11 protein-coding genes are annotated in these 14,061 nt (G+C 59.9%); 1 reads left to right on the forward strand and 10 read right to left on the reverse strand.

Annotated features, from left to right (window positions below):
• Positions 1-27: 27 nt before the first annotated feature.
• The 3 genes from J7E41_RS03040 to pmbA all read right to left on the reverse strand — a co-directional run bounded on the left by J7E41_RS03040 (position 28) and on the right by pmbA (position 3,289).
• Positions 28-1,404, reverse strand: coding sequence for a class II fumarate hydratase (locus J7E41_RS03040; protein ID WP_214990033.1), 1,377 nt, complete (start codon positions 1,402-1,404; stop codon positions 28-30).
• Positions 1,397-1,792, reverse strand: a complete 396-nt coding sequence (locus J7E41_RS03045) for a FagA protein (RefSeq protein WP_214990035.1) — start codon at positions 1,790-1,792, stop codon at positions 1,397-1,399. The genes J7E41_RS03040 and J7E41_RS03045 overlap by 8 nt, the downstream gene beginning before the upstream one ends.
• Positions 1,793-1,942: 150 nt before the next feature.
• A complete protein-coding gene (gene pmbA / locus J7E41_RS03050) occupies positions 1,943-3,289 on the reverse strand; it encodes a metalloprotease PmbA (RefSeq protein ID WP_214990037.1) in 1,347 nt (448 codons plus the stop codon).
• Between the two features lie 108 nt (positions 3,290-3,397).
• On the opposite strand from pmbA, the gene yjgA reads away from it, so the two are divergent.
• Entirely contained in the window at positions 3,398-3,919 is a 522-nt protein-coding gene (gene yjgA / locus J7E41_RS03055) for a ribosome biogenesis factor YjgA (protein WP_169356346.1), read from the forward strand.
• Between the two features lie 45 nt (positions 3,920-3,964).
• On the opposite strand, the gene tldD is transcribed toward yjgA, so the two are convergent.
• The 7 genes from tldD to mreC all read right to left on the reverse strand — a co-directional run bounded on the left by tldD (position 3,965) and on the right by mreC (position 14,028).
• The gene (gene tldD / locus J7E41_RS03060) at positions 3,965-5,407 is read right to left on the reverse strand and encodes a metalloprotease TldD (RefSeq protein ID WP_155583506.1); all 1,443 of its coding nucleotides are present in this window, start codon (positions 5,405-5,407) and stop codon (positions 3,965-3,967) included.
• A 19-nt stretch (positions 5,408-5,426) separates the two neighbouring features.
• Positions 5,427-6,272, reverse strand: a complete 846-nt coding sequence (locus tag J7E41_RS03065; RefSeq protein WP_214990039.1) for a carbon-nitrogen hydrolase family protein — start codon at positions 6,270-6,272, stop codon at positions 5,427-5,429.
• 88 nt (positions 6,273-6,360) lie between these two features.
• Positions 6,361-10,176: a YhdP family protein gene (locus J7E41_RS03070; protein ID WP_214990041.1), complete on the reverse strand. Its 3,816-nt coding sequence runs from the start codon at positions 10,174-10,176 to the stop codon at positions 6,361-6,363.
• 75 nt (positions 10,177-10,251) lie between these two features.
• A complete protein-coding gene (rng, locus tag J7E41_RS03075; protein ID WP_169356350.1) occupies positions 10,252-11,709 on the reverse strand; it encodes a ribonuclease G in 1,458 nt (485 codons plus the stop codon).
• 70 nt (positions 11,710-11,779) lie between these two features.
• The gene (locus tag J7E41_RS03080; RefSeq protein WP_214990043.1) at positions 11,780-12,376 is read right to left on the reverse strand and encodes a Maf family protein; all 597 of its coding nucleotides are present in this window, start codon (positions 12,374-12,376) and stop codon (positions 11,780-11,782) included.
• A gap of 51 nt (positions 12,377-12,427) precedes the next feature.
• Positions 12,428-12,916, reverse strand: coding sequence for a rod shape-determining protein MreD (gene mreD, locus J7E41_RS03085; protein ID WP_214990044.1), 489 nt, complete (start codon positions 12,914-12,916; stop codon positions 12,428-12,430).
• Positions 12,916-14,028 carry a rod shape-determining protein MreC gene (gene mreC, locus J7E41_RS03090; RefSeq protein WP_214990494.1) on the reverse strand — a complete coding sequence of 371 codons (1,113 nt, stop codon included), beginning with the start codon at positions 14,026-14,028 and terminating at the stop codon, positions 12,916-12,918. The genes mreD and mreC overlap by 1 nt, the downstream gene beginning before the upstream one ends.
• Positions 14,029-14,061: the final 33 nt, after the last annotated feature.

The following is a 14,061-nucleotide window of genomic DNA, read 5'->3' on the forward strand; positions in this document are numbered from 1 at the left end:
GGTGAGCCTCCAAAGCAGGGTCGATGATTACACGCCGCCCGCCGTGAGCTTTTCCGGATCCAGGAGGATTTCCAGTTGGCTGCGAGACAAGTCAGTGTGTTCAAGCGCGACATCAATCACCGGCCGGCCTTGTTGATAGGCCTTCTTGGCAATTTCAGCGGCCTTTTGGTAACCAATGATCGGGTTGAGTGCGGTGACCAGAATCGGATTGCGCGACAGCGCCTCCTTGAGCTTGGCTTCGTTGACCTTGAAGCTGGCGATTGCCTTGTCCGCCAGTAGGCGACTGGAGTTGGCCAGCAGTTCCAGGCTGCTGAGCAAGTTCTGGGCAATGATCGGCAGCATGACGTTCAGTTCGAAGTTGCCGGATTGGCCGGCAATCGTGATCACCGTGTCATTACCGATCACTTGTGCCGCAACCATCGCCGTGGCCTCCGGAATCACCGGATTGACCTTGCCCGGCATGATCGAAGAACCGGGTTGCAAGCCTTCCAGCTCGATTTCACCGAGGCCGGCCAGCGGGCCAGAGTTCATCCAGCGCAGGTCGTTGGCGATCTTCATCAAGGACACGGCGGTGGCTTTCAGTTGCCCAGACACGGCGACGGCGGTGTCCTGAGAACCAATCAGGGCAAACAGGTTTTTGCCAGGCGTGAACGTCACCTGGGTCAAACGGCTGAGCTGCTGGCTGAAACGCATCGCAAACTCCGGATGCGCGTTGATCCCAGTGCCTACCGCCGTCCCCCCCTGGGCCAGTGCTTGCAGGCTCGGCAGCAAGTCCTGCAGGTGGCCGATATTGGCCTTGAGTTGCTGCGCCCAGCCATTGAGCACCTGGCTCATGCGCACGGGCATGGCGTCCATCAGGTGGGTACGACCGGTCTTGATAAACGGATGAACCTCCTCCGCCTTGCGTTCGATTACCTGCACCAAGTGCAGCAGTGCCGGCAGCGTTTGCTCATGCAGTACGAGGGCTGCGCTGACGTGAATCGTGGTCGGGATGATGTCGTTGCTGCTTTGCCCGCAGTTGACGTGATCATTGGGATTGACCGGCTCGCCCAGCAGACGGCTGGCAAGGGTCGCGATGACTTCGTTGGCGTTCATGTTGGAGCTGGTGCCGGAACCGGTCTGGAAAATATCCACCGGGAAGTGCTGCATGAAGTCGCCTTCCAGCAAACCCTGGGCGGCATCGACAATGGCCTTGCCTTGGGCTTCGCTCAGTTGTTTCAGCTCGACGCTGGCCTTGGCGGCGGCAGCCTTGGCGAGGATCAGAGCGCGAATGAATGGCGCCGGCATGCGCTGGTGACTGATGGGAAAGTTATTCACTGCGCGCTGTGTTTGCGCGCCATACAAGGCCTCGGCCGGTACTTGTAGTTCACCCATGCTGTCGCGTTCGATACGGGTATTACTCATCGGGAAATCCTTGCACCAAGTCAGAAAAGGAAATGGAAGGCTGCAACTCACAGGTCGCCAGTTGCCAGGCAAAGGTCTGCCAGCGCTTGAGGCGGCAGGCACAGTGGGATAGTTTTTCCAGGTCGTGCAGGGGGCGCCAGGCCTGATCGAGGCACATGGAGCGCCAGTGCCAGGGCAAGGCGATATCACTTGCGGTGTCGATCAGCAGGCGGAATGAGGTTTCGGCGATGGTCCAGGGGTGGGTCGCCGTGCAACACGCCAGGTATCGACCTTCATTCAGATAATGTTCGATCAGGCGAGGCTCATCAGGATCGAGGCCGCAGCGAATCTGACGACTCATCCAGCGCCAGCTTTCCAGGTAGGGATCCTCGTGCAGGACAGAACTCATGATCCACACTCATTCGGTAATGATATTTATTATTAAATGATATTGAGAATCAAAACAAGAGTCTGAGTGAAAAGCTCGGAATAGCAGCCATAAAAAAAGGCGCGCCACCCATTGGGTGGTGCGCCTTTTCTACAGTCCCCGTCTTAGGGCTTAGCTACCTGCGACCGTCATCTTTTCGATCAGCACCGAACCGGTGCGGATGTTGCTGCGCAGTTCCAGGTCATTACCCACTGCAACAATCTGCTTGAACATATCGCGCATATTGCCGGCGATGGTCACTTCCTGGACGGCGAACTGAATTTCGCCGTTTTCCACCCAAAAACCTGCCGCGCCTCGGGAGTAATCACCGGTGACCATATTCAGGCCCTGCCCCATCAGCTCGGTAACCAACAGGCCGCGCCCCATACGCCGCAACAGCGCCGCCTGGTCTTCTTCACCATGAGTCACGAACAGGTTGTGCACGCCACCGGAGTTGGCAGTGCTCGGCAGGCCGAGTTTGCGGCCGGCATAGGTGCCCAGTACGTAGGACACCAACTCACCGTTCTCGACGAACGGCTTGGCATAGGTCGCCAGGCCATCCCCGTCGAACGCCGAACTGCCCATGGCACGCATCAAATGCGGGCGCTCATCAATAGTCATCCACTCAGGGAACAGCTTCTGACCCATCGCCCCTTCCAGGAACGAGGATTTGCGATACAGGTTGCCACCGGAAATCGCTCCCAGAAAACTGCCGAACAATCCACCAGCCAGCTCTGCCGAAAACAGCACCGGGACTTCGCATGTCGGCACCGGACGCGCACCCAGGCGGCTCGCCGCACGTTGCGCAGCGCGCTGACCAATGATCACCGGATCAGCCAGCAACTCGCCCTGACGGCTTACGTCATACCAGTAATCGCGCTGCATCTGGCCATTGGCCTCAGCGATCATCACGCAGCTCAAGCTGTGGCGCGTGGAAGCATACCCACCGATAAAACCGTGACTGTTGCCATACACACGGCAACCCTGATGGGTACTCAGAGTCGTGCCATCAGCATTCTTGATCCGGCTGTCGGCATCAAACGCCGCCGCTTCGCAGGTCAGTGCCTGTTCGATGGCCTGCTCCGGGGTGATGTCCCAGGCATGGAACAGATCAAAATCCTTCAAATCCTTGGCCATCAAGGCTTTATCAGCCAGCCCTGAGCTTTCGTCTTCAGAGGTGTGCTTGGCGATGGCCAGGGCCGCGGCAACGGTCTCGCGAATCGCTTCCGGGCCGCTGGCGGATGTGCTGGCCGAGCCTTTGCGCTGGCCCACATACAAGGTGATGCCAAACCCTTGGTCACGGTTGAATTCAACGGTTTCCACTTCCCGCTGGCGCACCGACGTCGACAACCCTTGCTCCAGGGACACCGCCACTTCACAGGCACTGGCCCCCTGGCGCTTGGCCTCGGCAAGGATCTGCTCGACTTGTTCCTGCAGTGCCGGTAACGCTTGCGGACCGACGCTTTGGGCTGCACTCATGGTTTTCTCCACTCAAATTCTGCTTTCGGTTAAGGCCTTCGAGCGACCGGGCCGGACAAGCGGCCCCCGACTGGTTATCATGGCGGCGTTTCTTTGCGGACTGCCACCATGGTTGATTCTTACGACGACTCCCTCGACGGGGAGAAAAGCAAAACCCAGGTCAAACGCGAGCTGCATGCTCTGGTTGACCTCGGCGAGCGCCTTACAACGCTCAAGCCTGACTTGCTGGCAAAACTGCCCTTGACCGACGCCATGCGCCGGGCCTTGGCCGATGCGCCCAAGCACACCGCGAATATCGCGCGTAAACGGCACATCATGTTTATCGGCAAGTTGATGCGCGATCAGGACACTGACGCCATTCTGACTTTGCTCGATCAAATGGATGCCTCCACGCGCCAGTACAACGAACGGTTTCACAATCTGGAACGCTGGCGTGACCGCTTGATCGCGGGCGACGACGCCGTTCTGGAGAAGTTCGTCCTGGACTACCCGGATGCCGACCGCCAGCAACTGCGCTCCCTGATCCGTCAGGCCCAGCACGAACTGGCGCAGAACAAGCCACCGGCCACCAGCCGTAAAATGTTCAAGTACATCCGTGAGCTGGACGAGACTCAACGCGGCCTGCGCTGATCCTCTTCCCCGGGTGGCGGCCTTCGCCACCCGAAGCTCCCGTTCTTACGACCCAGTGCCACCCACGGTGATCGCATCAATTTTCAAGGTTGGCTGGCCGACACCCACTGGCACCGACTGCCCATCCTTCCCGCACGTCCCCACACCACTGTCCAGCGCCAGGTCGTTACCGACCATCGACACCTTGCTCATGGCTTCCGGGCCGTTACCGATCAGCGTTGCCCCTTTGACCGGCGCGGTAATCTTGCCGTCTTCGATCAAATACGCCTCGCTGGTAGAGAACACGAACTTGCCGCTGGTGATGTCCACCTGTCCGCCACCGAGGTTGGCGCAGTAGATACCGCGTTTCACCGAGGCGATGATTTCGGCTGGATCGCTTTCGCCACCGAGCATGTAAGTGTTGGTCATACGCGGCATCGGCAGGTGCGCATAAGACTCACGACGACCATTGCCGGTGCGGGCCACGCCCATCAGGCGGGCGTTGAGCTTGTCTTGCATGTAGCCCTTGAGCACACCGTTTTCGATCAGGGTGGTGCATTCGGTCGGCGTGCCTTCGTCATCGACGCTCAACGAGCCACGACGCCCGGCCAACGTGCCGTCATCGACGATAGTGCAGAGTTTGGAGGCAACCATTTCGCCCATGCGACCGCTGTAGGCCGAACTGCCCTTGCGGTTGAAGTCGCCTTCCAGGCCGTGGCCCACCGCCTCATGCAGCAGCACCCCGGACCAACCCGAGCCCAACACCACCGGCAAGGTACCCGCCGGGGCCGGAATCGCTTCCAGGTTGACCAATGCCTGGCGCAGTGCCTCACGGGCATAGCCCATGGCGCGGTCTTCAGTCAGGAAATAACGGTAATCGGTACGCCCGCCACCGCCATGGCCGCCGCGCTCGCGACGGCCGTTTTGCTCAACGATCACGCTGACGTTAAAACGCACCAATGGCCGCACGTCCGCTGCCAGGCCACCGTCAGTGGACGCCACCAGAATTCGCTCCCAGACACCGGCCATGCTCACGGTCACTTGCTGGATACGCGGGTCCAGGGCGCGGGTTGCCGCATCCACACGCTTGAGCAGCTCGACCTTTTCGGCACGGCTGATCACTTCCAGCGGGTTATCCGGCGCATACAACTGAGCCACATCCTGGGTGCTGAACGCCTGCACCGTACCGTTTTGCCCGGCACGGGAAATCGAACGAGCCGCACGGGCGGCCAGGCCAAGCGCTTCGAGGGTGATGGCGTTGCTGTAGGCAAAACCGGTTTTCTCACCGGATTGCGCTCGAACACCCACGCCTTGGTCCAGGTTGAAACTGCCTTCCTTGACGATGCCGTCTTCCAGCGCCCAAGACTCGGAAATCTGCCCCTGGAAGTACAAATCGGCGGCGTCGATACCCGGCCCGGCCAAATCGCCCAGCACGGTTTGCAAACTTTCGATGGTCACGCCACCGGGCGCCAGGAGGTGTTCACTGACTGAGGACAACAACTCGCTCATAGGTTTGGCCTTAAATTCATCATTCTGAAGCAGGTCGCTGCGCGCCCTGCGAGAAAAAGCGCCGATGGTTCACCACCGGCATGCGCGCCCGTATCGACGCCTGTTCACTGCTATCGCGCTCGGCCAGCAACACCGCTTCGCCTTGATCCTGTTGTGTCAGTACTCGCCCCCAGGGGTCGATAATCGCCGCGTGACCGAAGGTTTCCCTTGGCCCTGGATGTACGCCGCCTTGAGCGGCCGCCAGCAGGTAACACTGGGTTTCGATGGCCCTGGCACGAATCAATACGTCCCAATGTGCAGCCCCGGTCACCGCCGTAAACGCCGACGGTGCGCTAATCAATTCAGCCCCGGCAGCACGTAATTCGCTGTACAGCTCCGGGAAACGCAAGTCGTAACAAACCGTCAGCCCCAGCCGACCCACCGGCGTATCCGCTACCACCACCTGACTACCGTAAGCATAGTCATCGGATTCTCGATAACGACCCCGGGTGTCGGCCACGTCAACATCAAACAAATGCAGCTTGTCGTAACGGGCGACGATTGCGCCGTGCTCATCGATCAACAACGAGCAAGCATTGGACTTCGCCTTCGGCTGCCCCTCGGGCGGCAACGGTAAAGTGCCCGCCACTATCCATAAGGTGAGGTCGCGGGCGGTCTGTTTCAACCAGGGCAGGATCGGGCCTTCGCCCAAAGCCTCGGCACGGCCGATATCGGCAACGTCACGACGGCCCATGGCAGCGAAGTTCTCCGGCAGGACCGCCAGCCGAGCACCGCCGGCGGCAGCCTGTTCAAGCAGACGCCGTGCCTGGGCCAGGTTGGCCAGCACGTCGCTCTGGCTGACCATTTGAATGACTGCGATGGACATGACGGGCTCCTGCGTTCGAGACGTAATGGACCATGACACTATAAGGGCGGTCACCGCACCTCTGTACCTCGGCAGCGGCTACAGGCGCTTATCGTGACTTTTCAAATGGCTTGTCGAAGGTGATTTTCGGGTCCTTCCAAGGACCTTGCACCGTGTATTGCACGCTGGCGAAGCGAGAAACCCGGTCCCCTATCAGCTTGTCAATCAAAAACAGCGCCCCACCAATAGCCGGCGCCCCGACAATCAGCGCCGCAATCGGCAGGTTGTTGGTCACCGGCAAGGTCACCAGCAGCTTGGCATCGACCCGATCAGCCACCAGGTCCAGGGTACCGTTAATCTCCAGGTTGGTGGACGGCCCGGTCATGGTGATTGGCTCACGGGTGACAAACACGCCGTTACTGGCCGCCAGCAAGCCCTTGACCCGGTCATAACTCAAACCTTTGCCGAGCAAGTCGGAAAAGTCCAGGCGCAGGCGTCGACCAATGGAGTTGAAGTTCAGCAGACCAAACACCCGCAGGGCCTGGGCTCCACCTTCCACCTCAACGAACTGGCCTTTGCGGAAACTGGCGTCCAGGCTGCCGGAGAAACGCTTGGGCCCGACCCAGGCCGGAGAACCCGGCCAGCGCCCGTCCACATCCAGGTGGAAATCCTCGCTGGTCACGGTCGGAGCAAAACCCCAGCCCTTGAGCACATCAGCGATGTTCTTGCCATCCAGACGGCCCTTGTACCAACTGCTGCTGGCGCCCGGCGCACCTTCCCAGCCACCGGCGCCTTTCAATTGCATGCCCTTGAGACCCAGGTCGAGGCTATTGAAGGCCATGCCCTTGGCCGTCGGCCGCACCTTCAGCGACCAGGCACCAATCAAGTCAGGCCCCTGGAACAATTGGTCAATGGCGATATCCAGTGCCGGGATCTGCTTGGGATCCACATCCGCCAGCGGGTCTGGCGCATTTTCATCGGCCTGCACCGAGGGGTCGACCGCCGGCAACTTCACGTACTGCAAGTTGACCGCGATCGGTGCACCTTTGGCATCCGGCAACCCCACAGTGCCTTTGGCTTGCTGGCTGTCGAGTTGCAAAGCCCATGCCGCTGGCTTGCGATCCAACAGCAACGTGACCTGATCGAACTGAGTGCCAAAACCGGTCAGTTTGCCGACCTTGAAGTTCGCACCGCTCAACAGTTGCTTGGCACTGCCGCCCGGGTCATTGCCGGCATAGCGATCCGCCAGTTTTTTCCACGGGTCGATATCCAGCTCTGACAGTACCCCGCGAATGCGCAAACCTTTGGCGCTTGGCAACAGCGCATCGCCGTCACCCAGAAACAGCTCACCGCGACCGTCGGCGAAATTATCCGCCGGGGCAGCAAAGGTAAAGTTGGCCAGCTCGCCATAATCAAACCAGTAGCGCCGTTCCTTGCCCTGCAAGGTCATGCGGAACACGGTGTCGCGCCCTTGGCTGGCGGGCATGCCGAATGGTGCCGGCAGATCAACCACCACGCCCTTGAGGTTAGAGCTGACCATCAACTGACTGTCGGCGCCGTCCAGGTTCAATTGCAGTTGGTAAGGGATATCGCCTGAGACCGGCAATGGCTGGCTGACCTTGAGCCAGTCGGTCAGTTTCTCGACCGCCACCTGGCCCTTGGCAGTGACCCGGGTACTGAGATTGCCCGGTTTACCATCGGCAAAAATCTGCGCGGTGATCGGTCGGTCAAACGCCTGGGCACTGATGTTCTGACCGCTGAGACCCTTGGCGGTGTCGAAGCGGAAGTCACCCTTGAGCTGACTCAGATCCAGCGTTGGCTCGGCCAACTGCAGCCGTGCCTTGTCGGTCTTGAAGTCCACCACAATCTTGGGTTCGACGTCCTTGGCCAATGGAATATCCAGATCCAGTTTGCCCTGCAAATCGCCCTCGCCTTTCCAGCCGGCAAAGGTCGATGCCGTACCAATCGGCGCTTCCTGGAGAATTTTCAGACCATCGCCCAAGCCACCGGCAAAACCACCGGTCAGCAGCAGATGACTGTCCTGCCCTTTGGGTACGTGAGGGATATTGACGTAGATGTCCTTGACCTTGGTGTCGAGCAACTGCCCCTTGCTGGCCAGGATGCGCACGCCGGGCTCTTCGACAAACACTTCACCCGCGACCTTGCTGACATGAGGCCAGCCGGGCTGGAAGGCCAATTCGGCATCATGCACCTTGAAAAACAGGCTGATATTGCGCGCGGCCGTCGGGGCGTCGTGGTTCAACGACCCCTGATACTGGAAAAAGCCTTGATCCACAGCGCCCTTGAGAACCGCCGTACGCAGCCATTCGTCCAACGCCGGGCTCAGGACTGCCGGCAGGTATTTGGAAGTAAAACGCCCATCGCCATCGACCATGCCGACACGCAGGTCCATGTAGTCTTCCTGGCTATGGTCAAAATGCAGGCGAATCAAGAAGTCGGCAGCCACCTTGCCTTCTTCTCCAAGCACCTTGATATACGGTGCGATCAGGGTGAAGCCCTCTTTATCCAGCTTCCAGGTCAGTCGTGCATTGGCCTGGATGTACTGCCAGGGCTTGGCGAAGATCGGGAACAGGTGCAGGGAGAAATCCTTGCTGTCCATGCGCAGTTCGCCATGTCCCAAATCGCCGCTGATACTGCCGGTGACATTGCGAGCAGCCGGAGCGCCAAAATAGGCGTCGAAGCCGATCCGATCGAGGTTGGCGGCAAAACTCACTTTCTGGTCGGTGGTGTCCTGGGGACGATAATCCGCCAGTACATTGCGCAAGGTCCCGGTCGCCTTCAGGTGCTCCACCGCCTTGGCAGCGCCTTCCGGCAGGGGGGCCAGGGCATTGAGCAAGGGCGTGATGGGCGTCAGGTCCAGACGATCAGCCTGCAGATTCCAGACTTCCTGAGCATTGCCCGTGGCCAATGTCTGCTGCAATTGCAGACGCGACTCCCAGCGAGTCTCCCCCAGGTTCATCGCCAGGGAGTCGAAGAGCACCTTGAGACCGCCATCACTGCGCTGCACATAGGCGGTCAGTGCCAGATTCTCGATATGCGTCGGTTTGCGATCGGCATAGCTGACGCGCAATTGCGGGGCATTGAGGCGGGCGACAGCGCTTTGCACCGTGCCTTGGCTCCAGTTCAGCCAGAACTCGCCACCGGCCTTGAGTTCGCTGAGCTTCCATTGCTGGGTCAGTTTTGCCGGGATCCAGCGAGCCCAGTCACTCTGGGGCAGGCTCAGGTAAGCCTGAACCTCTGCGTACTTCCATTGGTCGGCCTTGATCCGGGTGCGCAGGTTCAGCGCCAGGGGCTGGCCATCCGGCAAGGTCAACCGCGCATCGAGGCGTTGACGAGAGGCACCGGTTTGCAGGTTCACGCCGACATACGTAAGGGTGACTGGCGCCTGGCCGAACGGCTGCAAGGTCACTTGGCTATCGAGCAGCGACAGTTGCGACACCATTTGCATGCGTGTGAACAACTGCTGCGGATCCAGCGGTTGGTCGTCCTGCACCGGCAGGCCTTGCAGCGCCCAATGGCCGTCTTTGTCCTCTTTGACGCTGACCTGCAAGCCACTGACTTCCAAGTGTGCGATACGCACTTCCCACGCCAGCAGGCTGGCCCAGACATCCGGCACCACTTGCACCTGGTCCAGGCGTAGTGCACTGCTGCCCTCTCCGACCATCACATCGTGAGCCAACAACACAGGCGCAAAGCCACTCCAGCGCCCTTCCAGGCTGCCAATGCTCAAGGGCATATCCACAGCGGCACGTGCCTTGGCTTCGATTTCACCCCGGTATTCCGCCACCAACGGCGTCAACTCACGGCCCAGGCTGACATAGACCGCTGCCAGAACCAGCAGCAAGGCGCACAGGCCAAGGCCCCAGCGGGTCAATGCGGCAAAAAAGCGTATCAGACGCTCCATGTCAGGCGACCCTCAAGACGGTAATCGGACGGCAGATCATGGTCTGCCCGTCTCGCTGAAAAAAACATACGCGAATCAGAGCAGCACCACGTCGTATTGTTCCTGTGAATACATGGTTTCAACCTGGAAGCGAATCGTGCGTCCGATGAAGCCTTCCAGCTCCGCCACATTGCCTGACTCTTCGTCCAGCAGCCGGTCGACCACTTTCTGATTGGCCAACACCCTATAGCCCTCAGCCTGATAAGCGCGTGCCTCTCGGAGAATTTCCCGGAAAATCTCGTAGCAAACCGTCTCCGGGGTTTTCAACTTTCCGCGCCCCTGGCAACTGCTGCAGGGTTCGCACAACACTTGTTCGAGACTTTCGCGGGTGCGCTTGCGGGTCATCTGCACCAGGCCCAACTCGGTAATCCCGATAATGTTGGTCTTGGCGTGGTCGCGCTCCAACTGCTTCTCGAGGGTGCGCAACACCTGGCGCTGGTGCTCTTCATCTTCCATGTCGATGAAGTCGATGATGATGATCCCGCCCAGATTGCGCAGACGCAGTTGGCGAGCAATCGCGGTGGCGGCTTCGAGGTTGGTCTTGAAGATGGTTTCTTCGAGATTGCGATGGCCGACAAAGGCCCCCGTGTTGACGTCGATGGTGCTCATCGCTTCCGCGGGGTCTACCACCAGGTAACCGCCGGACTTGAGCGGCACTTTGCGCTCCAGGGCCTTCTGGATTTCGTCCTCGACACCATATAGGTCGAAGATCGGACGCTCGCCAGGGTAGTGTTCCAGGCGATCGGCAATTTCCGGCATCAGTTCGGCGACGAATTGCGTGGTGCGCTGGAAGGTTTCCCGCGAGTCGATGCGAATTTTCTCTATTTTCGGACTGACCAGGTCGCGCAGCGTGCGCAGGGCCAGGCCCAGGTCTTCATAGATAACGCTCGGGGCGCTAATGGTTTTGATCTGCGCGTCGATTTGATCCCAAAGACGCCGCAGGTAGCGGATGTCCATGAGGATTTCATCAGCGCCGGCACCTTCGGCGGCGGTGCGCAAGATGAAACCACCGGCCTCTTTGATGCCTTCCAGGGCCACACAATCACTGACCACCTTCTTCAGGCGTTCACGTTCGGCTTCGTCTTCGATCTTCAGGGAAATGCCGACATGAGCCGTACGCGGCATGTACACCAGGTAACGGGAAGGAATCGACAGCTGGGTCGTCAACCGCGCGCCCTTGGAGCCAATCGGGTCCTTGGTGACTTGCACCACCAGGCTTTGCCCTTCGTGCACCAGGGCACTGATGCTTTCGACGGCCGGGCCTTCGCGCAAGGAAATTTCCGAGGCATGGATAAACGCGGCGCGGTCCAGGCCGATATCGACAAACGCCGCCTGCATGCCCGGCAACACGCGCACCACCTTGCCTTTATAGATATTGCCGACGATCCCGCGCTTCTGGGTCCGCTCGACATGCACTTCTTGCAAAACACCGTTTTCTACCACCGCCACGCGTGATTCCATCGGCGTGATATTGATCAGAATCTCTTCACTCATGGCTGGGTCTCGTTCAGGCGTTTTCACAATAGTGACCGATCGCTTAAGGCTTGGCGCTGAAATACGGCGTTTAGCGCACGGTAAGGTTTTGCCAACAGGGTATGCCGAATTGGCCCAGCAGTTCCGCGGTTTCGCACACAGGCAGGCCGACAACGGCGGAGTAGCTGCCATTGAGCCCGGCCACAAACACCGCGCCCAGCCCTTGGATAGCATAGCCGCCCGCCTTGTCTTGGGGTTCGCCGCTGTGCCAGTAAGTGGTGGCTTCGTCTGCCGATATCTTGCGAAACCGCACGCGACTGCTCACCAGCCGCGTTTCGCAACGCTGACCATCAAGCAGGGCGATGGCGGTAAGAACTTCATGTTCACGATCAGAAAGGGCCAGCAACATGGCCAGGGCGTCAGCCTGATCCAACGGCTTGCCGAGGATCTGACCGTCGAGGATCACGGCGGTATCGGCGCCCAGTACACAGGCGCCCGAAGTATTCGCCAACGCTGCACTCCCCGCCGCCGCCTTGCCACGGGCAAGGCGCTCGACATAGGACGTCGCAGGCTCATCGGTCAGGGGAGTTTCATCAATGGCGGCGCCAACCACAGTGAAAGGCACACCGATCTGGGTCAGCAGCTCACGCCGCCGGGGGGATCCGGAGGCCAGATAAAGCGAATTCATTCCAGACTCTCCCTGTAGAGTTTGATAACCAGGCAGAGCCTCGAGATCCATTCAATTGATTTTGTAGCGGTGACGCAACCCACGCAGGCCAAAACTGATCCAGGGCCACAACAACGCGCTGACCAGTGCCGGCAGCACCAACGCCAGCGTCGGCTGGCGATTGCCAGTCAAAGCACTGAGCCATAGCTGTACCAGCTGGGCCAGCCCGAATATCACCAGGATCACCAGGCACTGTTGCCACATCGGGAACATGCGTAAACGCTGTTGCAGCGACAGTACCAGAAAGGTAATCAACGTCAGGATCAACGCGTTCTGGCCGAGCAAGGTGCCGTACAGCACATCCTCAGCCAGCCCCAGGCACATCGCTGTGACCATGCCGACCTTGTGGGGCAGTGTCAGGGACCAGAATGCCAGCAACAGCGCCAGCCACAGCGGGCGCAGGATCTCCATGAACTGCGGTAACGGCGAAACGCTGAGCAGCAAGCCAATGGCGAAGGTCAGCCAGACGATCCAGCCATTGCGCGAATGAGTACCGGCCATTATTCCTCCCTCTGCCGAGTGGTTGCCGGGGCCGCCGTTGGTGGCTTGGTGACGGCAGGCGCAGCTGCGGGTGGTTTGGCCGCGGCCGGCGTCGTCGTGGGCTTGACGGGGCGCACAGGGCTGGCCGGCGTGGCTACCGGGGCCGCGGGCGTGACCGGGGCGGCTGCCGGTGCCGGTGCAACAGGCGCGGCGGGTTTCGGCACGGTTGCCGGAATAATCGGCGTGATGCCGTTTTGCTTGTCTTCCGCTTCCTGGGCCTGGGCAGCTTCGTTGGCGCGCTCTTCGGGGGTTCGGTTGTCGCTGAATACCAACAGCAGGTAACGACTGCGGTTCAACGCGGCGGTCGGCACGGCACGGACAATGGCGAATGGTTGGCCGGAATCGTGGATCACTTCCTTGACCGTCGCCACCGGGTAGCCTGCCGGGAAACGCTGCCCCAGGCCGGAGCTGACCAACAGGTCGCCTTCCTTGATATCAGCGGTGTCTGCTACATGGCGCAATTCCAGGCGCTCAGGATTGCCAGTACCGCTGGCAATCGCCCGCAAACCGTTACGGTTGACCTGCACCGGAATGCTGTGGGTCGTGTCGGTGAGCAAGAGGACGCGGGAGGTATACGGCATCAACTCCACCACCTGGCCCATCAAGCCACGAGCATCGAGCACCGGCTGGCCAAGGACCACGCCGTCGCGCTCACCCTTGTTGATGATGATGCGATGGGTGAAGGGATTGGGGTCCATGCCGATCAACTCGGCCACTTCGACCTTCTCGTTAACCAGCGCGGAAGAGTTGAGCAACTCGCGCAGCCGAACGTTCTGCTCGGTGAGGGCCGCCAACTTTTGCATGCGCCCCTGCAGCAGCAGGTTTTCGGTCTTGAGTTTTTCGTTTTCGGCGACCAGCTCGGTACGGCTGCCAAACTGGCTGGCCACACCTTGCCATAACCGTTGCGGCAGGTCAGTGATCCAGTAGGACTGCATCAGTACCAGCGACATCTGGCTACGCACTGGCTTGAGCAGTGTGAAGCGGGCATCGACCACCATCAGCGCGACCGATAGCACGACCAGCACCAACAGGCGCACGCCCAATGAGGGGCCTTTGGCGAAAAGCGGTTTAATAAGCCGCTCCTCCCAGGCAAATGTTTTCTTTAT

The organism is Pseudomonas fluorescens, assembly GCF_018614655.1.
In the GTDB taxonomy this organism is placed as follows: Bacteria; Pseudomonadota; Gammaproteobacteria; order Pseudomonadales; family Pseudomonadaceae; genus Aquipseudomonas; species Aquipseudomonas fluorescens_BX.

Excerpts from the sequence above, each read along its gene's own strand:
- J7E41_RS03080 (WP_214990043.1), bottom strand. The coding sequence starts at position 12,376 with ATGAATTCGCTTTATCTGGCCTCCGGATCCCCCCGGCGGCGTGAGCTG.
- J7E41_RS03040 (WP_214990033.1), bottom strand. The coding sequence starts at position 1,404 with ATGAGTAATACCCGTATCGAACGCGACAGCATGGGTGAACTACAAGTA.
- J7E41_RS03065 (WP_214990039.1), bottom strand. The coding sequence starts at position 6,272 with ATGTCCATCGCAGTCATTCAAATGGTCAGCCAGAGCGACGTGCTGGCC.
- mreD (WP_214990044.1), bottom strand. The coding sequence starts at position 12,916 with ATGGCCGGTACTCATTCGCGCAATGGCTGGATCGTCTGGCTGACCTTC.
- tldD (WP_155583506.1), bottom strand. The coding sequence starts at position 5,407 with ATGAGCGAGTTGTTGTCCTCAGTCAGTGAACACCTCCTGGCGCCCGGT.
- pmbA (WP_214990037.1), bottom strand. The coding sequence starts at position 3,289 with ATGAGTGCAGCCCAAAGCGTCGGTCCGCAAGCGTTACCGGCACTGCAG.
- J7E41_RS03045 (WP_214990035.1), bottom strand. The coding sequence starts at position 1,792 with ATGAGTTCTGTCCTGCACGAGGATCCCTACCTGGAAAGCTGGCGCTGG.
- yjgA (WP_169356346.1), top strand. The coding sequence starts at position 3,398 with ATGGTTGATTCTTACGACGACTCCCTCGACGGGGAGAAAAGCAAAACC.
- rng (WP_169356350.1), bottom strand. The coding sequence starts at position 11,709 with ATGAGTGAAGAGATTCTGATCAATATCACGCCGATGGAATCACGCGTG.
- J7E41_RS03070 (WP_214990041.1), bottom strand. The coding sequence starts at position 10,176 with ATGGAGCGTCTGATACGCTTTTTTGCCGCATTGACCCGCTGGGGCCTT.